This window comes from Pseudomonas sp. SL4(2022), from assembly GCF_026625725.1.
Lineage (GTDB): Bacteria > Pseudomonadota > Gammaproteobacteria > Pseudomonadales > Pseudomonadaceae > Aquipseudomonas.
In genome coordinates this window covers 3,950,261-3,976,477 of record NZ_CP113060.1, presented here as the reverse complement: position 1 = coordinate 3,976,477, position 26,217 = coordinate 3,950,261, and the positions used below count along the sequence as shown (strand labels likewise).

Sequence of the window (26,217 nt, the reverse complement as noted above, 5' to 3'; positions counted from 1 at the left end):
TAGCCCTAGATACAACAAACCCCGCCGTGGCGGGGTTTGTTGTATGCGAAGTAACTCAGCGTTCCAGCATCTGCTTGACCGAGCTTTGCGGAATCTGCTGTTTGCGGCCTTCACTGTCAGTAAACTCGAGCATCCCGGTCCCTTTATCCAGGCGCGGTTTACCGTCACTGGTGAGCATCTGGCCGTCGGTGGTGCTGATGATGTATTCGCTGCTGCAGCCGGCAAGACAGGACATGCAGAGTGCAACAATGATCCAGTGCTTCATAAATAACTCCTTATGGTCTGTGGTGCGTTATTACACCCCCATGTCAGAAAGTAGCTGCTGGCTTTTGTTGCGCAAGGCAGGCATAAAGAAAAAGCCCCGCACAAGGCGGGGCTTTTTCATTTCAGCTAACGCTTAGACCTGAACAGCAGGGATCTTGGCGTTTGCCGCTGCTTCGCGGAACTCAGCGATCTGATCGAAGCTCAGGTAGCGGTAAACGTCGGCAGCCATGCTGTCGATGTTCTTCGCGTACGCCATGTACTCCTCGACCGTCGGCAGTTTGCCGAGAATCGAGGCGACTGCTGCCAGTTCGGCAGAAGCCAGGTACACGTTGGCGCCGTCACCCAGGCGGTTCGGGAAGTTACGGGTCGAGGTCGAGACGACGGTCGAGTTCGGCTCAACGCGTGCCTGGTTACCCATGCACAGCGAGCAGCCCGGCATTTCCATGCGCGCGCCAGCCTTGCCGTAAATGCCGTAGTAGCCTTCCTCGGTTAACTGATGAGCGTCCATCTTGGTCGGCGGCGACAGCCACAGACGCGTTGGCAGCTGCCCTTTGACCTGATCCAGCAGCTTGCCGGCAGCGCGGAAGTGACCGATGTTGGTCATGCACGAACCGATAAACACTTCGTCGATCTTCTCGCCCTGAACGGTCGAGAGCAGGCGGGCGTCATCCGGGTCGTTCGGTGCGCAGAGCACCGGCTCGTTGATGTCGGCCAGGTCGATTTCGATGACTTCGGCGTACTCGGCGTCCTTGTCGGCTTCCATCAGCTTCGGATCGGCCAACCAGGCTTCCATCGCTTGGGCGCGACGTTCCATGGTGCGCGCATCGCCGTAGCCTTCGCTGATCATCCAGCGCAGCAGGGTGATGTTCGAACGCAGGTACTCGGCAATCGCCTTTTCCGGCAGTTTGATGGTGCAACCGGCAGCGGAACGTTCGGCAGAGGCGTCGGACAGCTCGAACGCTTGCTCAACGGTCAGCTCGTCCAGGCCTTCGATCTCGAGGATGCGGCCGGAGAAGATGTTCTTCTTGCCTTTCTTCTCGACGGTCAGCAGGCCTTTCTGGATGGCCACGTAAGGGATGGCATGCACCAGGTCACGCAGGGTGATGCCCGGTTGCAGTTTGCCCTTGAAACGCACCAGTACCGACTCCGGCATGTCCAGCGGCATTACGCCAGTAGCTGCGGCGAAGGCAACCAGACCGGAACCGGCCGGGAAGGAGATGCCGATCGGGAAACGGGTGTGCGAGTCACCACCGGTACCGACGGTATCCGGCAGCAGCATGCGGTTCAGCCAGCTGTGGATGATGCCGTCGCCAGGACGCAGGGACACGCCGCCACGGGTGCGGATGAAATCCGGCAGGGTGTGGTGGGTGGTCACGTCGATTGGCTTCGGATAGGCCGCAGTGTGGCAGAAGGACTGCATCACCAGGTCAGCGGAGAAGCCCAGGCAGGCCAGGTCTTTCAGCTCGTCGCGGGTCATCGGGCCAGTGGTGTCCTGGGAGCCGACGGTGGTCATCTTCGGTTCGCAGTAGGTGCCCGGACGTACGCCTTTGCCTTCCGGCAGACCGCAGGCCTTGCCGACCATCTTCTGCGCCAGGGTGAAACCCTTGGTGCTGGCAGCCGGTGGCTCAGGCAGCTTGAACAGGTCGGTTGGGCCCAGGCCCAGCTCGGCACGGGCTTTCTCGGTCAGACCGCGACCGATGATCAGCGGAATACGGCCGCCAGCGCGGACTTCGTCGAGCAGTACTGGGGTCTTCATTTCGAAGGTGGTCAGTACTTCGTCGGTGCCGTGTTTGCAGACTTTGCCCGCATGCGGATAGAGGTCGATGACGTCGCCCATGTGCATGTTGGAAACGTCAAACTCGATTGGCAGAGCGCCGGCGTCTTCCATGGTGTTGTAGAAGATCGGCGCGATCTTGCTGCCGAAGCAGAAACCGCCCGCGCGCTTGTTTGGCACGTAGGGGATGTCGTCGCCGAAGAACCACAGCACCGAGTTGGTGGCGGATTTACGCGAGGAACCGGTACCGACCACGTCACCGACGTAGGCGATCGGGAAGCCTTGGCCGCGCATTTCTTCGATCTGTTTCATCGGACCGATGGCGCCTTGCGCATCAGGCACGATGCCGTCACGAGCCATTTTCAGCATGGCCAGGGCGTGCAGCGGGATGTCCGGACGCGACCAGGCGTCTGGAGCCGGCGACAGGTCGTCGGTGTTGGTTTCGCCAGTAACCTTGAACACGCGCAGGCTGATCTTGTCGGCCAGGGTCGGGCGGTTTTTGAACCACTCGCCGTCAGCCCAGGATTGCAGAACGCCTTTGGCGTGAACGTTGCCGTTCTTGGCTTTTTCCGCAACGTCGTGGAAGGCGTCGAACATCAGCAGGGTGTGCTTAAGTTGTTCGGCAGTCACGGCAGCCAGTTCGCTGTCATCCAGCAGGCTGACCAATGTGGCGATGTTGTAACCGCCTTGCATGGTGCCCAGCAATTCAACAGCGTGTTGCTTGCTGATCAGTGGGGAAGTGGCTTCGCCTTTGGCAATGGCAGAGAGGAAACCGGCCTTGACGTAGGCGGCTTCGTCGACGCCTGGCGGCACGCGGTTGGTGATCAGGTCGAGCAGAAAGGCTTCTTCGCCAGTCGGCGGGTTTTTCAGCAGCTCGATCAGGCCTGCGGTTTGTTCGGCGTTCAGCGGCTGGGGCACGATACCCTGAGCGGCACGCTCTGCTACATGTTTGCGATAGGCTTCAAGCACAGTTATTACCCTCATCAGTGGTCCCAAAGGGTTGTCCGGGACGCGATCCAGAAAACATCGAACCAGGCGCTTTGTGGCTTTATGGGCCGCTCAGCCGAGGTTGCGCTGTTTTCTTGCAGAAGCTGTTTTCAAAGTTTTACGCCGGCAGGACGGGCTTGATGAGGGCTGGTGCAGACGCTTGAAGGGTGGCTCAAGGGTCGGCACCAACATCGAACCTGCAGGATTGACTGTGCTCGTGACGCTTTGAAAACAGCTTCCAACGGACGTTGCTGCCTCTAAAAGGCCGGCCGATTCTACTGGAAAGCTTTCATAAAGTTAAGCCAAAGCCCCCGCTTATCTGGGGGTGATCTGCTTTAGACAAAGGGCTAAGATGCCAGCCTGTTTTGCCAGCCACCGTACCTGCCGTTATGTCCAATCAGCGTATCAAAACCCCTTGTGTAGGCCTGTGTTCCACTGTGTACGGTGATCTGGTCTGCCGTGGCTGCAAGCGCTTTCACCATGAGGTAACGCACTGGAACGGTTATAACGACGAAGAAAAGCACGCAGTCTGGATGCGTTTGGAAGTGTTGCTGGTGCAGGTTATGACCGCCAAAGTCGAGGTTTTTGACCCGCTGCGCTTGCGCGCTCAGTTGGAGCAGCGGCAGATTCGCTTTGTAGCGCAACAATCGCCTTATTGCTGGGCCTATCAGTTGATTGCCCGCGGCGCACGGGTGATCAGTCAGCTGGAAGCCTACGGCATGGTGCTGCTACCGGAGTTTCGTGACTGGGCCTTACCAGAGTTGCGTGATGCCATTGACCGCGAATTCTTTCTGCTTTCCGAGGCGCATTACGAGCGCTACATCGCGCCGCGTTTTCTCAGTGAGGGCCTGCAAGCCCGGATATGAACCGCTGGTAATACGGAAAAGCCGCCAATGGGCGGCTTTTCCGTTGCTGGGCGGCCTTAGCGTTGGGCGACCAGGTCTTCCAGATGAGCAATGATGTCGTCTGGCTTGAGCACCAGGATGTCACTCTCCAGTGAATCGAGAATCACCTCGGCCGTGTTGCCGATCAGTGCACCGGACAGCCCGGTTCGTGCCACGGTGCCAATCACGGTGACCCCCGCATTGAGTTCGCGAGCGGTGTGCGGGATCAGTACATCGGCCGGGCCTTCGGCGACATGCAGGCGCTCATCGCTGATCTCGTATTCGGCCTGGAAGGCCTTGCATTGCTCGCGGTAGCGCGCTTCGATGGTCTCCCGCAGCTGGAAGGTTGGGTCGGCTGCCGAGAGCATGGGCGCCGGGTGTGCGCTGATCACATGCAGTTCGGCTTTGGCCAGGGCAGCGATGTCGAAACCATGGCTGACAATGCTGGTGTGCAAGGTGCGGTGTTCGCCATCGGCATTGCCAACATCGACCGCCGCCAGAATCACGCTACCGGCCCAGGGTTTATCGGTTTTCACCATCAGCACCGGAGCTGGGCAGTAGCGCAGCAGTTTCCAGTCATCCGGCGTCAGTAGGGCCTTTTTCAGCGGGTTGTCGGGGAAGTGCTGCTTGATCACCAGGCCGCAGCCCTCAGCTTGCTGCACGTTGACGATGGTCTGGTGCGGGTTTTCATGCCAGGCCTGTTGACCGGAGGCGCTGAACCCTTCGCTATTGAGCAGGCCAGTGAGATCGCGCAGGTAGCCGCTGTGATCACTCTTTTTGTCGCACACCAGTAAGTGCAGGTGCGACTGCGTCACCCCGGCAATTAGCTTGGCGCGTTTGAGCGCCAAGTCTTCGGCGTGATTGGGCTCCATTACCACCAGGATGCTGCGTATAGCTTGCATGATCATCTCCATGTGCAATCAGTTGAACTGCTTATCACTATAGATCGCCGTCAGTTGCCCTGTGCTTGACCAATGTCAATCCAGTGGCTGTTGGCGCGCTCATTCGTATAATGCTCGCCTATTAGCCGCACCACTCAAGCCCGCCCATTTTTGTGAATTTATGTATCTGTTAGCCGAAATCGACGAATTGCTACGCTGTTTTGCACTTCAGGCCGCGCTTTGTCCGGTAGTGGGTGTCCCGTCATGAACTTACCGGAGATTCACGAATTTCTCGGTTGCCGCACGCCGGATGCCTGGATCACCGCCGCCTTGGCTGATCAGCAGACGCTGCTGATTGACCACAAGAACTGCGAGTTCAAGGCCGCCAGCACGGCGTTGAGTTTAATGGCCAAGTACAGCACCTATGTTGACCTGCTCAACGCCATGTCGCGCCTGGCCCGTGAGGAGCTGGTGCATCACGAGCAGGTGTTGCGCATCATGAAGCGCCGCAAGATCGGCCTGCGCCCGGTGTCGGCGGCCCGTTACGCCTCGGGGCTGCGCAAAGTGGTGCGCACCCACGAGCCGCATAAGCTGGTGGATACCCTGGTGGTCGGTGCGTTTATCGAGGCGCGTAGCTGCGAGCGTTTCGAGGCTCTGGTGCCGCATCTGGATGAAGAGTTGGGTAAGTTCTACTTCGGTTTGCTGAAAAGCGAAGCGCGGCATTTTCAAAATTATCTGAAGCTGGCTTACCAATACGGCGATGCCCGTGATGTTGATCAGGCGATTGAACGGGTGAGGGCGGTGGAGCGTGAACTGATCGAGTCGCCGGACACCGAGTTTCGCTTTCACAGCGGTGTGCCGCCGCGCTAAAGCAAAAAGCGCCCAATCGGGCGCTTTTTGGGTGGGCGAGGGTGTGTTGTTTACTGCTGTACTTTCAGATCCAGCGACAGGTCGCGCGCGGCCTTGGTCGCCAGCACTCCCATCAGCTGGCTGATTTCATCCTGGCGGCTGCTGGCGCCATCGCTACCGCCGCCCATCATCACGCTCGGAACCGGTGCTTGAGCAGCCGCTTCGGCCCAGACCTTGTTGATCGCGATCAATGCATCCAGTTTGGGTTGCAGCGCGCCGTCCGCCTTGATCACCGCTTCGCGGGCATGGGCTTCAGCGTCGGCGGTGATCTTGGTGGCGTCGGCGGTGATGGCGGCCTTGTCGCGCAGCAGTTCGGCGGTTTGTTTCTCGATTTCGGCGCGGCCTTTTTCCCGCTCGGCGTTGATGATCGCCAGTTGCTTCTCGGTTTCTGCCTGGGTGGTGCGTTCAATCTGGTCGCGCAGGGTTTCCTGGCGGCGCGCTTCCACTTCCTTTTCACCGCGGGCAGTTACCAGCAGCTTCTCTTCTTCTTCCTTCAGGCGGTTCTGCCGCGCCACGGCCAGCTCAGCCAGGGCTTGCTGCACCTTTACCATGCGCTGCTTGTACTGCGGGTTGGGGTCAACGTTGGTGATGCGCGCCTCCACCACTTCCACACCGTATTTGCGGAACTGCTGCTGCTTGCGGACTGGGATGCCTTTGCTGTCCATGACCTTCTCGGTGACGAACTGACTGGCGTTGTTGTCGCCGAACACGCCCTGTTCGGTACCGGCCTGCAGGATTGCGGTTTGAGTAGGCTGGTGGCCACGCGGACCACGCACTTCCTTGCGTTTGATCAGGTACAGGCCGTCATTCAGCTGGTTTTCAAACTCAGCGGCGAACTCGCTGCGTGCGCCGGCATAGAAGTCGTCAGCGCTCATCAGCGACGCTGTGGCCTGCAGTGTTTCTTTAATGGCCGGAACCAGGGCTGTTTTGATGAAGTTCTCCGGGTTGCGATATTCCTGGGCGATTTTCAGGAATTGCTCACCCGCAGGCAGGCGGAAGCGCGCAGAAGACTCGACTTTGGCGTCAACGTTGCCGAGAAACACGATAGGGAAGGCTTCAATGGTCGCGCCGAGCGAGTCGTTGTCACTGCTGTCGTCGATGGCCAGGGCTTCGGTCAGTACCGATTGCACGCTGAGGGCTTTTTTCCAGGCGGTGGCACGGCCGAACCATTTGGTCGCGTAGCCCACATCATCGACGACCTTTTCCTCACCAAAAATGGTGCGTACGTGGGTGGCGAAACCGGCTTCGTTATAGAAGAACACGCTGTTGAAGCTGACAAAGCCCACGGCAACCAGCGCGGCGGGGGCAATGGCATATTTGAGGATGTGTTCCTTGCTGATCAACATGATCGGTCCCTGATGGCGTTTTGAGGGCGTCGATGCTGATGATCGGCGAATCGTCCGTCAAGAGGGGGCGCTCAGCGCTTTGTGCGCACCGTCAAAGTTTCACGCAGGTTCAAGATCGAAGGCGCTTTGCCGCAAGCCTTGGCTGTCGACCTGCAGTGCCCACCCCTGCTTGTCCCAGTCGCCAAGCACAATGCGTTGCGCCGCCTGGCCGTTCACCTGCAGGTCATGGGTGGCCGGGCGATGGGTGTGGCCGTGAATCAGTGTGCGCACACCGTGCTCGGCCATGATGCGCGGTACTTCGTTCGGGGTGACGTCGACAATTTCGCTGGCTTTCATCCGCGTCTGGGTGCGGCTTTCATTGCGCAGTTTACGCGCCAGCTTCTGTCGGGTGCGCAGGGGCAGATTGCGCAGAATAAACAGCGAGAGCGGGTTGCGCAGCCAACGGCGCAGCTTCATGTAGCCCACGTCCTGGGTGCACAGGCTGTCGCCGTGCATCAGCATCACGCGCTGGCCATTCAGTTCGATCACACTGGGGTCGGGTAGCAGAGTGCAGCCTGCTTCGCGGCAGAACGCTTTGCCGATCATGAAGTCGCGATTGCCATGCATCAGGTAGATGCGTGTGCCGCACTCGCTGAGTTGGCGCAAGGCCTGGGCAATCGTGCGCTGGAAAGGGGTGATGGCATCGTCGCCAATCCACACTTCAAAGAAGTCACCCAGGATGTACAGCGCCTGAGCCTGGATCGCGCGGGTTTCAAGAAAATGCAGAAACGCCCGGCTGATATCCGGGCGCTCCTGTTCAAGATGCAGATCGGAGATCAGTAGAATCACTCAACGATCTCGGCACGCTCGATGACTACATCATCAACCGGTACATCCTGGTGACCGGATTTGCTGGTGGTGGCAACAGCCTTGATGGCGTTGACCACGTCCATGCCTTCCACCACTTCACCGAACACCGCATAGCCCCAGCCCTGAACGGTCGGCGCGCTGTGATTGAGGAAGCTGTTGTCGGAAACGTTGATAAAGAACTGCGCGGAGGCCGAATGCGGCTCCATGGTACGGGCCATGGCCACGGTGCCGATCTTGTTGGCGACGCCGTTGTTGGCTTCGTTCTTGATCGGGGCACGGGTGGTTTTCTGCTTCATGCCCGGCTCAAAACCGCCGCCTTGGATCATGAAGTTGCTGATCACGCGGTGGAAAACGGTGTTGTCGTAGTGACCTTCTTTAACGTATTGCTTGAAGTTGGCCACGGTTTCCGGGGCTTTGTCTTCGAACAGGTTGAGGGTGATAACGCCGTGGTTGGTGTGCAGCTTGATCATGGAGGTAATCGCTCTGTCGATAAATCCGTGAGACGCCGAATTTCCAGCAAAGGGCATTGCGGCGGCTCTTGGGCCTGTCAGGGGGTTGACAGCTTCGGCTATGATAAGCGCTTTGTATAAGCCGGCCTACCCTGAGAGCCTGTCCACAACCTACTGCGCGTTGGCTAAATGGCGTTGAAAGCCGCCTCGGAATGCTCATTTACAGTCGTAAACTCCGCTTCCTCGGCTATTTTCGCCACCGTTTAGCTCTAGCTCGCAAGGTTGTGAACAGGCTCTGAATCGTGCCCCGCACTCGCCAAGGACCCCATGAGCAAGCCAGAAACCGTCGCCGCCGCTAATTTCCTTCGCCCCATCGTCCAGGCCGACCTGGATTCCGGCAAACACGCGAAAATCATCACCCGTTTTCCGCCGGAGCCCAATGGCTACCTGCATATTGGTCACGCCAAGTCGATCTGCCTGAACTTCGGCCTGGCCAAAGAGTTTGGTGGCGAGTGCAACCTGCGCTTTGACGACACCAACCCGGCCAAGGAAGACCAGGAATACATCGACGCGATCAAGAGCGACGTGCAGTGGCTGGGCTTTCAGTGGGCGGGCGAGGAGCGTTATGCCTCCAACTATTTCGACCAGCTGCATGCCTGGGCCATCCAACTGATCAAGGCGGGTAAGGCCTTTGTCTGCGACCTGAACGCAGAAGAAATGCGCGCTTACCGCGGTAACCTCACCGAGCCGGGCAAGAACAGCCCGTTCCGAGAGCGCAGCGTCGAGGAAAACCTTGATCTGTTCGCCCGTATGAAAGCGGGCGAGTTCGCCGATGGCGCTCGTTCGCTGCGCGCGAAAATCGACATGGCCTCGCCGAACATCAACCTGCGTGACCCGATCCTCTATCGCATTCGTCATGCTCACCACCACCAGACCGGTGACCAATGGTGCATCTACCCGAGCTATGACTTCACCCACGGTCAATCGGACGCCATCGAAGGCATCACTCACTCGATCTGCACCCTGGAGTTTGAGGATCACCGTCCGCTGTATGAGTGGTTCCTGGCGCAATTGCCGGTGCCGGCGCAGCCGCGTCAGTACGAATTTGCGCGCTTGAACCTCAATTACACCATCACCAGCAAGCGCAAGCTCAAGCAGTTGGTTGACGAGAAGCACGTCAATGGTTGGGACGACCCGCGCATGTCGACCCTGTCGGGCTTCCGCCGTCGCGGCTACACCCCGGCGTCGATCCGCGCCTTCTGCGACATGATTGGTGTCAACCGCGCTGGCGGCGTGGTCGATATTGGCATGCTGGAGTTCACCATTCGTGATGACCTGGACGCCAATGCAGCACGCGCCATGTGCGTGCTGAAACCGCTAAAAGTAGTGATCACCAACTACCCGGAAGGCCAGGTCGAGAACTTAGAGCTGGCGCGCCACCCCAAGCAGGACATGGGCGTGCGTGTATTGCCGTTCAGCCGCGAAATCTATATCGATGCCAGCGACTTCGAAGAAGTCCCGCCGGCCGGCTTCAAACGCCTGATTCCGGGCGGCGAAGTGCGACTGCGCGGCAGCTACGTGATTCGCGCCGATGAGGCGATCAAGGATGCCGACGGCAATATTGTCGAACTGCGCTGCAGCTACGACGAAAACACCCTGGGCAAAAACCCGGAAGGCCGCAAGGTCAAAGGCGTGATTCACTGGGTGCCAGCGGCTGAAAGCGTTGAGTGCGAAGTGCGCCTGTACGACCGCCTGTTCCGCTCCGCCAATCCGGAGAAGGACGAAGAGGGCGGCAGCTTCCTCGACAACATCAACCCGGATTCACTGGTGGTGCTCAAGGGTTGTCGTGCCGAGCCATCCCTGGCTGAGGCTGCACCGGAAGAGCGCTTCCAGTTTGAGCGCGAAGGCTACTTCTGTGCCGACATTAAGGACAGCAAGCCAGGTGCACCCGTCTTCAACCGTACCGTAACGCTGCGCGATTCCTGGGCTTAATCAAGCCGGACGCGTCATAGACCGGGCCAGCGCACTGGCCCGTGGTTTTCCAAGGAACCCCGATGCTCTCGATCTACAACACGCTGACCAAAAGCAAAGACGTCTTTAAACCGCTGGTGGGTAACCAGGTGCGCATGTATGTGTGCGGCATGACGGTTTACGACTTCTGTCATATCGGTCACGCGCGGGTGATGGTGGCGTTTGATGTGGTGACTCGCTGGCTGCGCCACCGTGGCTATGAAGTGACCTACGTGCGCAATATCACCGACATTGACGACAAGATCATCAAGCGCGCCAATGAGAACGGCGAACCGTTTGAAGCGCTGGTTGAACGTATGATCGCGGCCATGCACGAAGACGAGGCGCGGCTGAATGTGCTGCGTCCCGATCAGGAGCCGCGTGCCACCGGGCATATCGCCGGTATGCACGCAATGATTCAGACGCTGATCGACAAGGGGTATGCCTATGCGCCTGGCAATGGTGATGTGTACTACCGGGTGGGCAAGTTTGTCGGATACGGCAAGCTGTCGCGCAAGAAGATTGAAGACCTGAAGATCGGTGCGCGCATTGAAGTCGACGAAGCCAAGCAGGACCCGCTGGATTTCGTCCTGTGGAAAGGCGTCAAACCCGGCGAACCAAGCTGGGAATCGCCTTGGGGTGCCGGCCGTCCGGGCTGGCATATCGAGTGCTCGGTGATGTCGACCTGCTGCCTGGGCGAGACTTTCGATATTCACGGTGGCGGACCGGATCTGGTATTCCCGCACCACGAAAACGAGATCGCTCAGAGCGAGGCGGCTACTGGCAAGCTCTACGCCAATGCCTGGATGCATGCCGGCGCGGTGCGCGTGGACGGCGAGAAGATGTCCAAGAGCCTGGGCAACTTCTTCACCATTCGTGAGGTGCTGGAGAAGTATCACCCGGAAGTGGTGCGCTACCTGCTGGTGTCCAGCCACTACCGCAGCCCGATCAACTATTCCGAAGACAGCCTGCGCGAAGCCAAAGGTGCGCTGGAGCGCTTCTATAACGCACTCAAGGGCCTGCCTGATGCTACACCGGCGGGTGGCGAAGCTTTTGTCGAGCGCTTTGCGGCAGCGATGGATGATGACTTCAACTCGCCGGAAGCCTGCGCGGTGTTGTTCGAGCTGGCCCGCGAGATCAACCGTCTGCGTGAAAGCGATGTGCAGGCTGCTGCTGGTCTGGCCGCGCGCTTGAAGGAGCTGGCTGGAGTGCTGGGTGTGTTGCAGCTGGAGCCTGAAGCCTTTCTGCAGGCCGGTGCTACCGGTAAGGTCGATGCGGCCGAGGTGGAGGCATTGATCGCTGCGCGTCTGCAGGCCCGCACCGAGAAGAACTGGGGCGAGTCCGATCGTATTCGCGATCAGCTCACCGCCATGGGCGTAGTACTGGAAGACGGCAAGGGCGGTACTACCTGGCGCCTGGCTGATTGAGTCGCTGAGCCTTCCTGAGGCAAACAAAAAGCCCGCTCAATGAGCGGGCTTTTTGTTTGCCGATAGCGCAAGGGTCAGACGATCACACCCTGGCTGCGCAGGTAGTCGTCATAGCTGCCGCTGAAGTCGGTCACGCCGTTGTCCGACAGCTCGATGATGCGCGTGGCCAGGGAGCTGACGAACTCGCGGTCGTGACTGACGAAGATCAGCGTGCCCGGGTAGTTTTCCAGTGCCAGGTTGAGCGCCTCGATGGATTCCATGTCGAGGTGGTTGGTCGGTTCGTCCATCAGCAGCACGTTGGGCTTCTGGCAGGCCAGTTTGCCGAACAGCATGCGGCCTTGCTCACCACCGGACAACACCTTGACCGACTTCTGGATTTCATCGGAGGAGAACAGCATGCGGCCCAGTGCAGCGCGAATGTTCTGCTCGCCCTGGGTCCACTGGCCCATCCACTCAAAGAGGGTGTCATCGGCTTCGAAATCGTGGGCGTGGTCCTGGGCGTAGTAGCCCAGTTCGGCACTGTCGGTCCATTTTACCGTGCCGGCGTCCGGGGTCATTTCACCGACCAGGGTGCGCAGCAGGGTGGTCTTACCGATGCCGTTAGGGCCGATGATCGCCACGCGCTCGCCGGCTTCGATGGTGAAGCTGAAATTCTTGAACAACACCTTGTCGTCGAATGCCTTCGACAGCTTGTCGAGGGTTACCGCCTGGCGATGCAGTTTCTTATTCTGATCGAAGCGGATAAACGGGCTGACGCGGCTGGATGGTTTGACCTCGGCCAGCTGGATCTTGTCGATCTGCTTGGCGCGGCTGGTGGCCTGCTTGGCTTTCGAGGCGTTTGCCGAGAAGCGGCTGACGAAGGTCTGCAGCTCGGCGATCTGTGCCTTCTTCTTGGCATTGTCGGCCAGCAGTTGCTCGCGCGATTGGGTCGCAGCGGTCATGTACTCGTCATAGTTGCCTGGGAACAGGCGCAGCTCGCCGTAATCCAGGTCGGCCATGTGGGTGCAGACCGAGTTAAGGAAGTGGCGGTCGTGGGAAATGATGATCATGGTGCTGTTGCGCGCCGTGAGGATGTTTTCCAGCCAGCGGATGGTGTTGATGTCCAGGTGGTTGGTTGGCTCGTCGAGTAGCAGCACATCCGGGTCGGAAAACAGCGCTTGGGCCAGCAATACGCGCAGTTTCCAACCAGGGGCCACTTCGCTCATCGGGCCGAAATGCTGTTCCAGCGGAATACCCAGGCCCAGCAGCAACTCGCCAGCCCGTGACTCGGCGGTGTAGCCATCCATTTCGGCGAACTCGCCTTCGAGTTCACCGACTTTCATACCGTCTTCTTCGCTCATTTCAGTCAGCGAATAGATGCGGTCACGCTCGGCCTTGACCTTCCACAGCTCGGCATGGCCCATGATCACGGTGTCGATTACGTTGAATTCTTCGTAAGCGAACTGGTCCTGGCGCAATTTGCCCAGGCGCACATTCGGCTCCAGCATCACCTGACCTGCGGAGGGTTCCAGATCACCACCGAGAATTTTCATGAAGGTCGATTTACCGCAGCCGTTGGCACCGATCAGGCCATAGCGGTTGCCGTTATTGAACTTCACAGACACGTTTTCAAAGAGCGGCTTGGCGCCGAATTGCATGGTGATATTTGCGGTTGAAATCAAAATACTTACCTATCAAGGGCTTAGCGGCGGCTGATTTTGTCCTTGGGCCACGCTTGGGGCAGTTTTAAGCTTATTCAGCTCGTCCCAATCGTTCCGAGAGTTAAGCCAGCGCGCATACGTAGACAGCAGCATCTGAACGCTATGGCCAAGTTGCTGAGCGATAAAGGCGGGGTTCATTCCGGACATTAGGCACATTGTCGCATAGGTGTGACGGCAGTTGTATGGCGGCCTGTAGCCGATACCCAACGCGTTCAGGGCTGGACGCCACTGGTGATGCAAATCAGACGTCTGCTTTGCGAGCTCGTTGTTCTTTGATGGCGGGAAGATAAACGGAGTACCGGTGACTTTTCCCGCACTTTTTCTCCGGCGCTCTGCGTATTCCTCGGCATCGCCTAGGGGCGATTTAGAGACAAAAAAATCTGTCCACTTTATTTCACTGCTCAGAGCATCAGCACAGCAATGCATGCTTCATAGGTTCGTGCTATGAAAGGCTCTACCGATTTTCAGCGCCGCACGCACAGAACTCCGGGAGTGTGTGCGTCGCTCATTTTTGCTCGTGCTTGAGTAAGGAAACCCGAGATGAAGCTAATTAAGACATTCCTGTTCTGCGGTTATGCCTGCAGCCTGGTCATGGTAGTGACGGGGTGTCAGGAGGAAATACAAACGACGGAGGCGCCGCGTCCCGTGCGCGCGGTCATTGCGAAGGCTGTCTCCATCGGCGATGAGGTCGCCCAAACGGGCGAAATCCAGGCGAATGTCGAAACTAACCTCGGCTTCCGCATCGACGGCCGCGTCGCGACCCGTATCGCGGAGATCGGCATGAGTGTCGTCAAGGGGCAGGTTCTGGCGACACTCGATCCGAGCGACGTTCAGAACGAAGTGCTGACCGCCGAGGCCGAGGTGAAGAGTGCCGAGGCAGTGGAAGGATTAGCGAAGTCGGAGCTTGATCGACAGCGCACCCTCTTCGCCAAGCAGTTCGTCGCGCGGGCGCGGGTCGAGGAAGCCGAGGCCAACTGGCGTGCCTCCAACGCCAAGCTCAATGTCGCCAGAACGGGACTGCAGACCGCCCGCAACAAGCTGACCTACACCGAGCTCCGTGCGCCCGACGACGCCATCGTCAGCGCGGTCCTGGTCAATGCCGGTCAGGTCGTCGATGTCGGTCAGCCGGCGATCAAGCTGTCTTCCACCCATGAACGCGATGCCGTCTTCAACGTGTCCGAGCGGATCTACACCAGCGTGCCCTCCGACGTGCAAGTCGAAGTGGCGCTCCTATCCGATCCCTCAGTCAAGGTGATCGGCCGGCTCCGCGATGCCAGTCCGACTGCGGACCCGGCGACCCGCACTTATCGTGTCCGTATCGCGCTGCCCGATGCTCCCGATACCATGGCACTGGGCGCCACGGTAACAGGGCGTCTGATCCTGCCCGGCAAGTCGCTCATCATCCTGCCGTCCTCGGCCTTGACGAGCGAGGCTGGCAATCCTGCGGTGTTCGTGGTCCATCCCGCTCGCCAGGAGCTTGTCCGTAAACCGGTGGTGGTGGCGCGCTACACGGCAACGCAAGCGTTGGTCGAGTCCGGGCTCAGCGAAGGCGATGCTGTGGTCACCGCAGGTGTGAGCAAGCTCAGGCATGGCCAGAAAGTCACCTATGATGCCCGCGAGGTGGCCAAATGAGTTCGAGCAAGACAGGTCCGCAAGGGCAGAGCGGCTTCAATCTCTCGGCCTGGGCGATCGCTCAAAAGCCGCTGATCTTCTTCCTCATGCTGATCACGCTGCTCGGCGGCGCGATGAGTTATTCGAAACTGAGCCGCAACGAAGACCCTGCCTTCACCATCAAGACCATGGTGGTGGCCGCACGCTGGCCCGGCGCGAACATCGATGACACGACGAAGCTGCTGACCGATCGCCTGGAGAAAAAGCTCGAAGAGACCCCCTGGCTCGACCGGCTCGACAGCTACACGCGCCCGGGCGAGACGGTGATCATGGTGAACCTGCGCGACGATGCGCCGGCAGACATTGTTCCCGACGCCTGGTACCAGGTGCGCAAGAAGATGGCCGATATCGCCGTGACCCTCCCCAGCGGGGTCCAGGGTCCGTTCTTCGACGACGAATTCGGCGACACCTATGGCCAAATCTATGGGTTTACGGCCGAGGGATTCTCGGATCGGGAGTTGCGCGACTACCTCGAGGGCGTGCGTGCGGAATTGCTGCGCATCCCGAACATCGGCAAGGTGCAGCTCCTGGGCGTGCAGGAGGAACAAATTGCCGTCGAATTCTCCATCAGTCTACTGGCGGCCTACGGCCTGGACGAGCAGGCGGTGCTGAGGGCTCTGAGTGCTCAGAACGCTGTCAGCCCCGCTGGAACGATGCGCCTGGCAGACGACAAGATCGCCCTGCGCGTCAGCGGTAGCTTCGAATCCGAGGAGAGTCTGCGGGCCATGACGCTGCGGGCGAACGACCGGTTCGTGCCGCTGACTGAGCTGGCCACTATCCGACGTATCCCGGCCGACCCGCCATCGCCGCAGTTCCGCGTCAACGGCGAGAAGGCCCTCGGCGTCGCCATCTCCATGGCTTCCGACGGCAACCTGCTTGAATTCGGGGAAGCGGTGCGAGAGCGCATGGACGAGGTAGGGCTGGCGTTGCCCCACGGCATCGAGATGCGTCTGGTTGCAGACCAATCGACCGTTGTTAAGCAGGCCGTGAGCGGTTTCCTGAAGGTGCTGGCCGAAGCGATTGCGATCGTGCTCGCCGTCTCGTTCCTTTCGCTCGGCGTCCGCGCCGGCCTCGTCGTCAGCATCTCGATCCCGTTTGTCCTGGCATTGACCTTCATCGGTATGGAACTCACCGGCATTGGCCTGCAGCGCATCTCGCTAGGTGCGTTGATCATCGCCCTTGGCCTGCTCGTCGACGACGCGATGATCACTGTCGAGGCGATGATTGGAAAGCTGGAGGAGGGCTGGAGCCTCAAGCGAGCGGCGAGCTTCGCCTACGACTCGACTGCCTTCCCAATGTTGACGGGCACGCTGGTGATGATCGCTGGCTTCATCCCGGTCGGATTCGCCGCTTCGAGCGCGGGTGAATACTGTTATTCGATGTTTATGGTGGTATTGATTTCGCTGTCCGCATCCTGGGTGGTCGCAGTCCTTTTCTCGCCCTTGCTCGGCACCTTGCTTCTGCCGAAATCCCTACCGAATCATGGCCATGGCCATGGCCGGATCATGGGGCTCTACCGGCGCGCCTTGTCATGGGCTCTGCAGCATCGCGCGATCACGCTTGCCTCGGCTGGTGTGGCCTTCGCGCTGTCGCTTTTCGCCTCGGGCCAGCTCGAACAGCAGTTCTTCCCGCCCTCCGACCGGCCGGAGCTCCTGGTCAGCCTGACGCTGCCGCAGAACGCGTCGCTGGAGGCGACGGAGCGGGAGGCACTGAAACTCGAGAAACTGCTCAAGGAGGACGCCGGTGTCGAGCTGTTCTCGACCTATGTCGGTTCCGGTGCCATACGCTTCTACCTCCCTATGGAGGTGCTGCTGCAGAACGACAATGTGACCCAGGCGGTGGTGGTGACCAAGGGCATTGAGGAACGTGACGCACTGCAGGCCAAGCTCGCCGGGCTGTTCAAGACGGAATTCCCGGGACTCATCGCGCGGGCGACGCCACTCGAGCTCGGCCCGCCGGTCGGCTGGCCCCTCAAATACCGCGTCACGGGACCCGACCAGAGCAAGGTGCGTGACCTGGCCGGAGAGCTTGCCAACCTGCTCTCGACAAACACGGATACCCGCGAGGTGCATCTGCTGTCGGGTGAACCGCAACGGAGCATCATCGTCGCCATCGATCAGACGCAGGCACGGGCGCTGGGGCTTTCCTCCGAGGAGATCGCCAGTGCCATGGCGTTGATCTTCTCTGGCATGACCGTGACCACTGTGCGCGACCAGGATCGTCTCGTTGACGTGGTCGTCCGCGCGCAGATCGGTGAGCGCACCAACCTCGCGACTCTGGCTAACCTGCAGATCCGCTCGGCCCATGGGGTTGCCGTCCCGCTGTCGCAGATCGCCAGGCTCAGCTACGGCGTCGAGGATCCGATCATCTGGCGGAGGCAGCGTCTCCCGCTGGTCACCGTTCAGGGCGACGTTCGTGAGGGCGTCGAGGCGGCGACTGTCGTACAGGCGCTCGAGCCCGCCGTCGCGCATTTCGCCGCCGGCCTGCCCAAGGGCTACAAGGTCGAAACCGGCGGTGCCGTCGAAGAAGCCGCGAAGGGAAGCGCTTCGCTGGCCGCCGTACTGCCGTTGACTGCCCTCGTGATGTGCGTGCTGCTGATGCTGCAGCTCCGCAGTTTCTTGCGGATGTTCCTCGCCCTGGCGATGGCACCGTTCGGCCTGATCGGAGTGGTCCTGGCCATGCTGCCGACCGGAACGCCCATGGGTTTTGTGGCGCAGCTCGGGGTCATCGCCCTGGTCGGCATGATCGTCCGCAACGCCATCATCCTCATTGAGGAAGTAGACATCAATGTCGGCGCGGGCCAGTCGCCGCGCGAGGCCATCGTACAGGCCGCGACGCACCGGGCACGGCCTATCGTGCTAACGGCCTGCGCAGCGATCCTTGGCATGATTCCCATCGCGTCGCAGATATTCTGGGGGCCCATGGCCTTCGCGGTGATCGGCGGGCTCTTCATTGCGACAGTGGTGACTCTCACTGTGCTCCCTTGCGCCATTTCCCTCCTGCTGCAATGGGATACGGGGCGGCGCAGTCGGTCAGAGCCCGAGCCCTTGCAACATTCATAATTGGGTATCAACCTGGGCCTGGCGTCCAGAAGTGATCGAGAGGTTTATGCCAGGCCCCGAGCCAACAAAGGTCCTAGTATCCATCCCGGCGGGGGCGTTCATGAGCGGCCGCTTCCGTGCTTGCCGGCATGCTGACGCCGCCATTGTCTGGTGTTTGCGAGCCGATTCGTCGAGCACGCGAGGCGGTTCCAGGCCTGCCGATTGCTCGAGTGACGGTCTGAGGGCGGGGACGTCCGCCGGGGTCGCGCTCCTGGATACCGGGCACGCAGTGGGCAAATCAGCACTGCGCGCTTGCTGCATCGGTATTGCCTGGGCTGAACCAGATCAAGTATCGCCCTGAAAGGCGTTGCCGTTACGCTTGCGGCATGTGTTGGCTGCTCATCGCGCAGGAGGGCCAGCGGGCAATCACGCTAACCCGCTGGAAAGGACAGGCTATACGAATACCTGACGGGCCAGGCCGCGCGGCATGCGATGCTTGCCCGGTAGTTGTGTGAGGCGCTGCTGCCATTCGGCGCGAGGCGACAAGGTTGCGGATGGAGTGGCGGAAGCACTTGCTGCGACAGCTTGTTTCGCGGCCTTGGCCGCTGCTCGGAGTTCCGCCAGTGTAGGGGTCTTACGCACGGGCTCGCTCGCTTCCTTCTCAAGGGTACGCAGGCACAGTTTGCAGGAAGCCTGCTTGGCATCTTGGGTCATGTCCAGATTCAGTCCTGTGCGCCCGCATGCAACATTGCCCTGGGAAACGGAGTAATGGATTGCCAATGTGTTGTCTCCTGGATTTTCGGGCGCGGGATTCTACACGTATTGGGCGATATGTAAGTGATTGAATTTAAATACGATTATAGATATCGATCGATATGGCTCGGGCTTTATACGCGGTAAGGCTCGACATGCCACCATGCCGGCAATAAGTCTTTGAGTTTGCTTTGCGCAAAGCGGTCATCCATCAGGTAGACCACGCCTCGGTCGGCCGTTGTGCGAATCACCCGACCAGCAGCCTGAATGACTTTTTGCATACCCGGGTAGAGGTAGGCGTAGTCGTAGCCATGATCCGTGCCGAACATCTGTTGCATGCGATCCTTGATTTCTTCGTTCACCTCGTTGACCTGCGGTAGCCCCAGCGTGGCAATGAAGGCCCCGATCAGGCGCTTACCAGGTAAATCGATACCCTCACCAAAGGCACCGCCCAACACGACAAAGCCGATTCCTTCTGAGTGCAGCGTGAAATTATCGAGAAAAGCCTGGCGCTGGCTTTCATTCATGCTGCGCGTCTGCACGCTGACCGGAATGGCGGGATGCATGGCCATGAAGTGCTGGCGCACTTGCTCCAGGTAGGCATAGCTGCTGAAAAACGCCAGGTAGTTGCCGGGTTCTCGGCGGTACTGTTCCGCCATGATGCGGGTGATCGGCGCGAGGCTCGAGTCGCGATGCTGATAGCGAGTGGACAGGTTGCGCACGATACGGACTTGCAGCTGTTCGGCGGCAAAGGGGGAGGCCACATCAAGCCATTGGGCTTCTTCGGGCAGCCCCAGCAGGTCGCGGTAATAATTGGCAGGGCGCAGGGTGGCGGAAAACAGTGTGGTGGTGTGTGCATCAGCGAAACGACTACCCAGAAATGGCGCAGGTACTACGTTACGCAGGCAGAGCGTGGTGTCGAGGCTGAGTGCATTGTCGTGCTGGCGGGTGATATCAAACAGTGAATGGGGTCCATACGCCTCGCTCAAGCGGCAGAACAACATGGCATCCAGATAGAACTCAAGCAGTTCGCGTTGATGCCCGTCGGGCTGCTCACTGAGGTGATCGGTGATGGCCGTAACGGCTTTCTGCAGCGCGGCCACGAACAGATCTGGCACGGCCGGATAGATTTGGTAGTCCTGTTGCTGTACGCGGTTGAGTTGTTCCCAGTGTCGGCCCACACGTTGCAAGGCACTGCGAATACTCCCCGGTGCCGAATGACTCAGCTGGTGCAGCTGGGTTTGTTGCAGCTCGGCGCTGTACATACTGCGAGCGCGATCCACCAGGTTGTGCGCCTCATCCACCAGCACCGCGATACGCCACTCATTGAGCAGCGTCAGGCCGTAAAGCAAAGCGTTCATGTCGAAGTAATAGTTGTAGTCGCACACGACCACATCAGCCCAGCGGCAAAGCTCCTGACTCAGGTAGTACGGACAGACCTGATGTTCGAGCGCGATGCGGCGTACGTGAACTTGGGGCAGCCAGGCCTGTGCTAATGCAGCAAGACGCGCAGCGGGCAAGCGATCATAAAAACCCTTCGCCAGCGGGCAGGATTGGCCATGGCAGCTTTTGTCCGGGTGCTCGCAGGACTTATCACGAGCAACATGTTCCAGGACGCGTAGCGGAATGCACTCAGCCGGCTCGCGCAGGCTTTGTAGCGCATCGAGCGCCAGGCGGCGGCCGGGTGTTTTGGCCGTTAGAAAGAACAGCCTGTCCAGATGCTGGCCAGGGATTGACTTCAATTGCGGGAATAGCGTGCCCAGGGTTTTGCCGATGCCGGTGGTGGCCTGAACCATCAGCGTGTGACCATCACGCGCAGAGCGGTACACCGCCTCAGCCAGTTGCCGCTGGCCATGACGAAAGCTCGGGTAGGGAAACTGCAGGTTTTCCAGGTAAATGTCGCGCTCGTGACGATGGGCCTGCTCGCGCTCTGCCCAGCGCAAAAACTGTTGGCATTGCTGGGCAAAAAAGGCCTGTAACTCGCTGGCCTGGACCCGCTCGCTGAAGGCGTGTTCGGCGTGGCTCATAACATCGAAATAGATCACGGCCAGCTCAAGCTCTGTCAGCTCAAGCTGCTGACACAGCAGCCAGCCATAAATTTTCACCTGCGCCCAGTGCAATTGACGATGGTTGGTCGGGATACGGCTGATATCACCGCGGTGTGTCTTGATCTCTTCGAGCCGCTGCTGCTCAGGGTCATAGCCATCGGCACGGCCGGTCACCTGCAAACCCGGATAAACGCCGCTCAAGGGCAATTCGGCGATGTAGCCCTCACCACGCCGGCTGACGACGGTCTGATGCCCAGCCATACCCTCCTGTGCCGTGGGAGATGGGGTGAAACGCAGATCGAGATCACCCACCTTGGCTGTGAACTCACACAGCGCTCTGACTGCAATGCGATAGTTCACGTGCTCAGCCAACTCACGTAACAGACCTCAACGGGAATGCCCTGTTCAGCCGCAAAGCTGAGCCAGCGCTTCTGATTATCCTGCAAGCGATCACCAGGGCCTTTTACTTCGATCATGCGATAGCGACGCGCATCCGGGTAGAACTGAATCAGATCAGGCATACCGGCCCGGTTGGCCTTCAGATCACGTAACAAGCGGCGGAAGCAGGCACTCAGGTGCGCCGCCGGAATACACAGCAAGGCCAATTCAAGACGCTCTTCTGTGAACATGTCCCAGAACACAAAGGGCGATTGCAGGCCGAATTTTTCCTGATACCGCGACCTGAAATGCGGCATGTAGTCCGGCTGTTCAAGATGCAGTAGACACTGCTCAAACAGTTGCTGACGGCGGGTATAAAAATCAGGGCTGTACAGATCCACCGGGCCGCTGTGAAACGGATGGAAAAAAGCGCCCGGTAACGGGGCAAAAATTGCATCCCAGCACAGCAGGCCGAATAGGCTGCAGATCAGGGTATTTTCCAGATAATGAACCGGGGCGTTCGCGCAATGGAAATGGTCGCGCACGGCGATTTCCACGCTGCCATGTAACGGTCTAGGTAGCTGCAGATTAATACGTGTTTCAGCAACGCTTACTGCCGCTATTTGCGGCGGCAGGTCGAGTTTTCGACGTAGCCGCGAGAGCGCACGCTCAAGGCGCTGACGCTCCTCATCACTGCCAGGCGCAGCGCTGAAAGCCAGGGCATGCTCATAGGCTTCATTGTCTCTGCCCAGGTGCTCCAGTACGCGGACCTGACGCCAGCGCGCTTCGGCGTGAATACTGCGTTGATATAAAGCCAGGGCTTGCTGCAGTTCGCCATTTTTTTCCAGCATCTGGGCAACCTGGAACAGCAAGCGCGATTGACGCGCACACAAGTGAGCATTCGCTGAGCTGAAGGCCAGCAGCGGAGGCCAAACCGTTTCAAGGTCCGCACCTTCTTCCACAGCCGTACGCAGCGTTCGCAGGTAGAGGTAGTCCTCTAGATCCTGACGATGTTGAAAGCCCCGTGAGTCCGGGCTGATGTCTACCGTCTCGTAGCGATAGATTCCTAGATCCGCGAGCACGTATTCAGACCAGTCTTGTGCCAGATTGCCGAAAAACATCAGGCGCAGGCGGTCGCACAGCTCGCCCACGGTCAGGCTTAACAGCCGATCAGCCAACGCTGGGCACCAATCGCTGAACTTTTGCGCGGGCTGGTTCTGGTCGTTGAGTTGTTCGAGCAAGGCCGATTTTTTCTGGGTTGCACGCCGGTCTGTGAGCGGCAGGTGAGTCAGCACTTCATCCTTGCGCAGCAACTCGACAATCTCATGGCGGCTCAAGAGCGCTTGTTCGGTAATCCAGCCAGAATCCAGCAATTCGCCAGAGGCTCTATGGCTGTCACCAATTTCCGGGTAGTCGAGTTTGCTCAGCCGAAAGTGGCAGCCTTTGCGCATGATCATGCGCACCAGTAATGCCTGGGAAGGCCAGGCCATGGCCTGAAAATTCCGGATAAACCCGTACTCTTCGGCCGTCAGCAGGTCGGCATAGCGTGCTTCGATCCAGGCTAGCGCGGCTCGAAAATTACTGAGGTAGTAGAGTTCTGTGGGGAGGGGGGCGGCTTGCATAACGATGATCACTGTATTCTTGTACAGGATTGTCGACGCTAAGCTCGGATTGATCAACAGCAAGGGGCGTCTCACGGCTTAAATCACGCGCGAACCAATACGACTGATGCAAAGGACATATCAGCACCGCCGCTTACAGGCCTGGCGGCTTGTCTTGCCTGCATTTTCTGACTGCCTGCTAGAATCCGCGCCTGTTTCCGATTTGCTGAGAGCCTGGCCAATGAGCGATCCGATCCGTTTGACCCAGTACAGCCACGGGGCCGGTTGCGGCTGCAAGATTTCGCCGAAAGTCCTGGAGGTGATTCTCGCCGGCAGCGGCGCGCAGAACCTTGATCCCAAGCTGTGGGTCGGCAACGCCTCGCGTGACGATGCGGCGGTGTATGCCCTGGATGACGAGCGCGGTGTGGTGTCGACCACCGACTTCTTTATGCCGATCGTTGATGACCCGTACGACTTCGGCCGCATCGCCGCCACCAATGCGATCAGCGACATCTACGCCATGGGCGGCGATCCGCTGATGGCCATCGCCATCCTTGGCTGGCCGGTCAATCTGCTGCCGCCGGAAGTGGCCCGCGAAGTGATTCGCGGCGGCCGCGCAGTGTGTGATGAGGCAGGCATTCCGCTGGCCGGTGGGCATTCCATCGACGCGCCGGAGCCGATCTTTGGTCTGGCAGTGACCGGTGTGGTCGAGAAAAAGCACATGAAACGCAACGACACCGCCACGGCCGGTTGCCAGCTGTACCTCTCCAAACCACTGGGTATCGGCATCCTGACCACCGCCGAGAAGAAGGCCAAGCTGCGTTCCGAGGATGTCGGCCTGGCGCGTGACTGGATGTGTACCCTGAACAAGCCCGGTTCGCGTTTTGGCAAGCTGGCCGGGGTCACTGCGATGACGGATGTTACGGGCTTTGGTTTGCTCGGCCATCTGGTAGAAATGGCCGAGGGTGCCAAACTCACCGCCCAACTCGACTACGCCGCTGTGCCACGCCTGTCAGGGGTCGACTACTACCTCTCCGAGGGCTGCGTGCCGGGCGGCACCCTGCGCAACTTCGACAGCTACGGTGAGAAGATCGCACCGATTAGCCAGGCGCAGCAGAATCTGCTGTGCGATCCGCAGACCAGCGGTGGTCTGTTGATTGCGGTGACGCCTGAAGGCGAAGCAGAGTTTCTCGCCGTAGCTGCTGAGCTTGGCCTGAATCTGGCGTCTATCGGTCGTCTGGTTGAACGACAGCGCTACGCGGTCGAGGTGCTGTGATGCGCGACAACAGCAGCAACTACCGCGACATCTTCCTCAATGATGTGCCGATGATGGATGCCCGTGCCCCAGTCGAGTTCAGCAAGGGTGCCTTTCCCGGTGTGCTCAACCTGCCGCTGATGGATGACAGCGAGCGTCAGCGTGTCGGCACCTGCTACAAGCAGCATGGCCAGGACGCGGCCATCGCGCTCGGCCATCAACTGGTCAGCGGTCAGGTCAAGGCCGAGCGGGTTGCGGCCTGGGCGGCGTTTGCAAAGGCCAATCCCCAAGGCTATCTGTACTGCTTTCGCGGTGGTCTGCGCTCACAGATCACTCAGCAGTGGCTCGCTGAAGTCGGTATCGATTACCCGCGGATAATCGGTGGCTACAAGGGGATGCGCAGCTTCCTGCTGGAAACCACCCAGCAGGCGGTGGCCGAGTGCGATTTCGTCATCCTCGGCGGGCTTACCGGCACCGGTAAAACCGACGTGCTGGTGCAGCTCAATAACAGCCTGGATCTGGAAGGCCATGCCAATCACCGTGGCTCCAGTTTCGGAAAACGCGCCAGCGGCCAGCCGGCGCAGATCGACTTCGAAAACCGCCTGGCCATTGATCTGCTCAAGCAGCGCGCCCGTGGCACCGAACAGTTTGTGCTGGAAGACGAAGGCCGCATGGTCGGCAGCTGCACCGTGCCGCTGGCGCTGTACCAGGGCATGCAGCAGTACCCGCTGGTGTGGTTGGAAGATGCCTTCGAGGACCGTGTCGAGCGCATCCTGCGTGATTATGTGGTCAACCTGTGCGCCGAATTTATCGCCCGGCACGGTGAGGAAGAGGGCTTTCAGCTCTATGCCGAGCGCCTGTTGCAAAGCCTGAGCAATATCCAGAAGCGCCTGGGCGGCGAGCGCTACCAGCGCCTGCTGGCCATCATGCAAGCGGCGCTGGATGAACAGCAGCGCACGGGCACTGTGGCGTTACAACGGGCCTGGATCGAGGGGTTGTTACGTGAGTACTACGATCCGATGTATGCCTACCAGCGAGAGAACAAAGCTGCGCGGATCGAGTTTGTTGGAGACCAGGACGAAGTTCTCGGTTACCTGAAAGACCGCACGAGTACGCGTGGATAGTCCTACTTGGACCTCTCGGTGCACAATGCGGGGGGGGGCTGGTAGACCCCCTTACGCGCGTTTCAGGCTTTGACCTGCAAGGTTTTCACGGGTGAAGCGTAGTTGGGCGGCGTCCAGGTTCATGCGATGGATCACATTGAGTAGCTGCTGCCTGAGCATCTCATCACCGATCCTTTCAGCCGCTCGCATTACGGCCACTGCCGCGGCCTCATTGTGTGAGGCTACCTGATCGAGGGTTTTACAGATTTCCCGGGTTGTGCGGCTCACAAGCGATGCCTCCGAAATGTGAGCGTGCACCATAAGGTGTTGATGTTTCGATTTAATTTCAGGCCGATCTCAGCGCTTCTTGCTGACCCAGGCCCAGAGCATTTCACACTGGATGGGCTGGATGCCGGCTTCATCGGTCACCGTGACGGCCACCAGTACTTCACCTTTGTCCTGGGTCTGAATCGCATGAACTTGTTCAGGTGTCAGTCGTGCATCTGCGATTAGGCTACCGGTTGCGCGCTTGAGGTAGTCGACCTTGAGGCTTTTGATCAATGGCAGTTTGTCATCGGGCACATTCATGCCGACCAGGAAGCCCGTAGCGGACTCCGCCAGCAGTGCCATGGCAGCGGCATGTACGCCTTTGATGTGATTCTGCACCTTGCGCTTGTTGGCGATGCTCATCACTGCCTGTTGTTGGGTCAGCGTATGCACGCGTACCTTGGCGGTGCCGGCGAACTTCACCTGGGAACCAAACAACAGCGACAGCGCTGGGCCTTGTAGCGTAATGGGTAAGCGGTGAACTCTATCGACGATACGGCTCAAGCGGTTGCTGGACATGCTGATGCTCTTTGCGCAAAGGAAAGGGCATGAGTCTGTCA

Annotated in this window: 19 protein-coding genes and 1 pseudogene; 8 read left to right on the top strand and 12 right to left on the bottom strand. The window is 59.4% G+C overall.

Features of this window, described 5'->3' with window-relative positions; translation table 11 throughout:
- Positions 1-55: 55 nt before the first annotated feature.
- Both OU997_RS18790 and acnB read right to left on the bottom strand, forming a co-directional pair.
- Entirely contained in the window at positions 56-265 is a 210-nt protein-coding gene (locus OU997_RS18790) for a YgdI/YgdR family lipoprotein (RefSeq protein WP_108488294.1), read from the bottom strand.
- A 132-nt stretch (positions 266-397) separates the two neighbouring features.
- Complete coding sequence (gene acnB / locus OU997_RS18785; RefSeq protein ID WP_108488293.1) at positions 398-3,007, bottom strand: bifunctional aconitate hydratase 2/2-methylisocitrate dehydratase; 2,610 nt, start codon at positions 3,005-3,007, stop codon at positions 398-400.
- Between the two features lie 407 nt (positions 3,008-3,414).
- On the opposite strand from acnB, the gene OU997_RS18780 reads away from it, so the two are divergent.
- On the top strand, positions 3,415-3,891 hold the full coding sequence (locus OU997_RS18780) for a DUF1289 domain-containing protein (protein ID WP_267808005.1): 477 nt from the start codon (positions 3,415-3,417) through the stop codon (positions 3,889-3,891).
- 56 nt (positions 3,892-3,947) lie between these two features.
- Here OU997_RS18780 and OU997_RS18775 read toward each other — a convergent pair whose 3' ends face one another.
- Positions 3,948-4,811: a universal stress protein gene (locus OU997_RS18775; protein ID WP_108488365.1), complete on the bottom strand. Its 864-nt coding sequence runs from the start codon at positions 4,809-4,811 to the stop codon at positions 3,948-3,950.
- A gap of 243 nt (positions 4,812-5,054) precedes the next feature.
- Here OU997_RS18775 and OU997_RS18770 point away from each other — a divergent pair, with 243 nt between their 5' ends.
- Entirely contained in the window at positions 5,055-5,660 is a 606-nt protein-coding gene (locus OU997_RS18770) for a tRNA-(ms[2]io[6]A)-hydroxylase (RefSeq protein WP_267808001.1), read from the top strand.
- A gap of 50 nt (positions 5,661-5,710) precedes the next feature.
- Here the strand turns inward: OU997_RS18770 and OU997_RS18765 are convergent, their stop codons facing one another.
- The 3 genes from OU997_RS18765 to OU997_RS18755 all read right to left on the bottom strand — a co-directional run bounded on the left by OU997_RS18765 (position 5,711) and on the right by OU997_RS18755 (position 8,364).
- Positions 5,711-7,045 (bottom strand): SPFH domain-containing protein, encoded by a 1,335-nt coding sequence (locus OU997_RS18765; protein WP_108488290.1) that lies wholly within the window; start codon positions 7,043-7,045, stop codon positions 5,711-5,713.
- A 99-nt stretch (positions 7,046-7,144) separates the two neighbouring features.
- The gene (gene lpxH / locus OU997_RS18760; RefSeq protein ID WP_108488289.1) at positions 7,145-7,873 is read right to left on the bottom strand and encodes a UDP-2,3-diacylglucosamine diphosphatase; all 729 of its coding nucleotides are present in this window, start codon (positions 7,871-7,873) and stop codon (positions 7,145-7,147) included.
- Positions 7,870-8,364: a peptidylprolyl isomerase gene (locus OU997_RS18755; RefSeq protein ID WP_108488288.1), complete on the bottom strand. Its 495-nt coding sequence runs from the start codon at positions 8,362-8,364 to the stop codon at positions 7,870-7,872. Before OU997_RS18755 ends, lpxH begins: the two co-directional genes overlap by 4 nt.
- A 306-nt stretch (positions 8,365-8,670) precedes the next feature.
- Between OU997_RS18755 and OU997_RS18750 the strand changes: the two genes are divergently transcribed.
- Both OU997_RS18750 and cysS read left to right on the top strand, forming a co-directional pair.
- Positions 8,671-10,335 (top strand): glutamine--tRNA ligase/YqeY domain fusion protein, encoded by a 1,665-nt coding sequence (locus OU997_RS18750; RefSeq protein ID WP_267807998.1) that lies wholly within the window; start codon positions 8,671-8,673, stop codon positions 10,333-10,335.
- A 62-nt stretch (positions 10,336-10,397) separates the two neighbouring features.
- Positions 10,398-11,780, top strand: a complete 1,383-nt coding sequence (gene cysS, locus OU997_RS18745) for a cysteine--tRNA ligase (protein WP_267807996.1) — start codon at positions 10,398-10,400, stop codon at positions 11,778-11,780.
- A gap of 74 nt (positions 11,781-11,854) precedes the next feature.
- Here the strand turns inward: cysS and OU997_RS18740 are convergent, their stop codons facing one another.
- Together OU997_RS18740 and OU997_RS18735 are read right to left on the bottom strand one after the other, a co-directional pair.
- Positions 11,855-13,441, bottom strand: a complete 1,587-nt coding sequence (locus OU997_RS18740; RefSeq protein WP_108488285.1) for an ABC-F family ATPase — start codon at positions 13,439-13,441, stop codon at positions 11,855-11,857.
- Positions 13,442-13,453: 12 nt separating this feature from the next.
- Positions 13,454-13,828, bottom strand: a pseudogene (locus OU997_RS18735) (site-specific integrase); the annotation flags it as partial.
- A gap of 192 nt (positions 13,829-14,020) precedes the next feature.
- Between OU997_RS18735 and OU997_RS18730 the strand changes: the two are divergent.
- Together OU997_RS18730 and OU997_RS18725 are read left to right on the top strand one after the other, a co-directional pair.
- Positions 14,021-15,112, top strand: coding sequence for an efflux RND transporter periplasmic adaptor subunit (locus OU997_RS18730; protein ID WP_108488283.1), 1,092 nt, complete (start codon positions 14,021-14,023; stop codon positions 15,110-15,112).
- Positions 15,109-18,213, top strand: coding sequence for an efflux RND transporter permease subunit (locus OU997_RS18725; RefSeq protein WP_267807993.1), 3,105 nt, complete (start codon positions 15,109-15,111; stop codon positions 18,211-18,213). Before OU997_RS18730 ends, OU997_RS18725 begins: the two co-directional genes overlap by 4 nt.
- A gap of 432 nt (positions 18,214-18,645) precedes the next feature.
- On the opposite strand, the gene OU997_RS18720 is transcribed toward OU997_RS18725, so the two are convergent.
- The 3 genes from OU997_RS18720 to OU997_RS18710 form a co-directional block, all read right to left on the bottom strand.
- The gene (locus OU997_RS18720; RefSeq protein WP_108488280.1) at positions 18,646-18,972 is read right to left on the bottom strand and encodes a hypothetical protein; all 327 of its coding nucleotides are present in this window, start codon (positions 18,970-18,972) and stop codon (positions 18,646-18,648) included.
- A gap of 107 nt (positions 18,973-19,079) precedes the next feature.
- Complete coding sequence (locus OU997_RS18715; protein WP_267807991.1) at positions 19,080-21,353, bottom strand: ATP-dependent DNA helicase; 2,274 nt, start codon at positions 21,351-21,353, stop codon at positions 19,080-19,082.
- Positions 21,350-22,993 carry a VRR-NUC domain-containing protein gene (locus OU997_RS18710; protein WP_267807989.1) on the bottom strand — a complete coding sequence of 548 codons (1,644 nt, stop codon included), beginning with the start codon at positions 22,991-22,993 and terminating at the stop codon, positions 21,350-21,352. Before OU997_RS18710 ends, OU997_RS18715 begins: the two co-directional genes overlap by 4 nt.
- Before the next feature lie 220 nt (positions 22,994-23,213).
- Between OU997_RS18710 and selD the strand changes: the two genes are divergently transcribed.
- Together selD and mnmH are read left to right on the top strand one after the other, a co-directional pair.
- The gene (selD, locus tag OU997_RS18705) at positions 23,214-24,248 is read left to right on the top strand and encodes a selenide, water dikinase SelD (protein WP_267807987.1); all 1,035 of its coding nucleotides are present in this window, start codon (positions 23,214-23,216) and stop codon (positions 24,246-24,248) included.
- A complete protein-coding gene (mnmH, locus tag OU997_RS18700; RefSeq protein WP_267807986.1) occupies positions 24,248-25,351 on the top strand; it encodes a tRNA 2-selenouridine(34) synthase MnmH in 1,104 nt (367 codons plus the stop codon). The genes selD and mnmH overlap by 1 nt, the downstream gene beginning before the upstream one ends.
- Before the next feature lie 336 nt (positions 25,352-25,687).
- Here the strand turns inward: mnmH and OU997_RS18690 are convergent, their stop codons facing one another.
- Entirely contained in the window at positions 25,688-26,176 is a 489-nt protein-coding gene (locus tag OU997_RS18690; protein ID WP_108488276.1) for a DUF4442 domain-containing protein, read from the bottom strand.
- Positions 26,177-26,217: the final 41 nt, after the last annotated feature.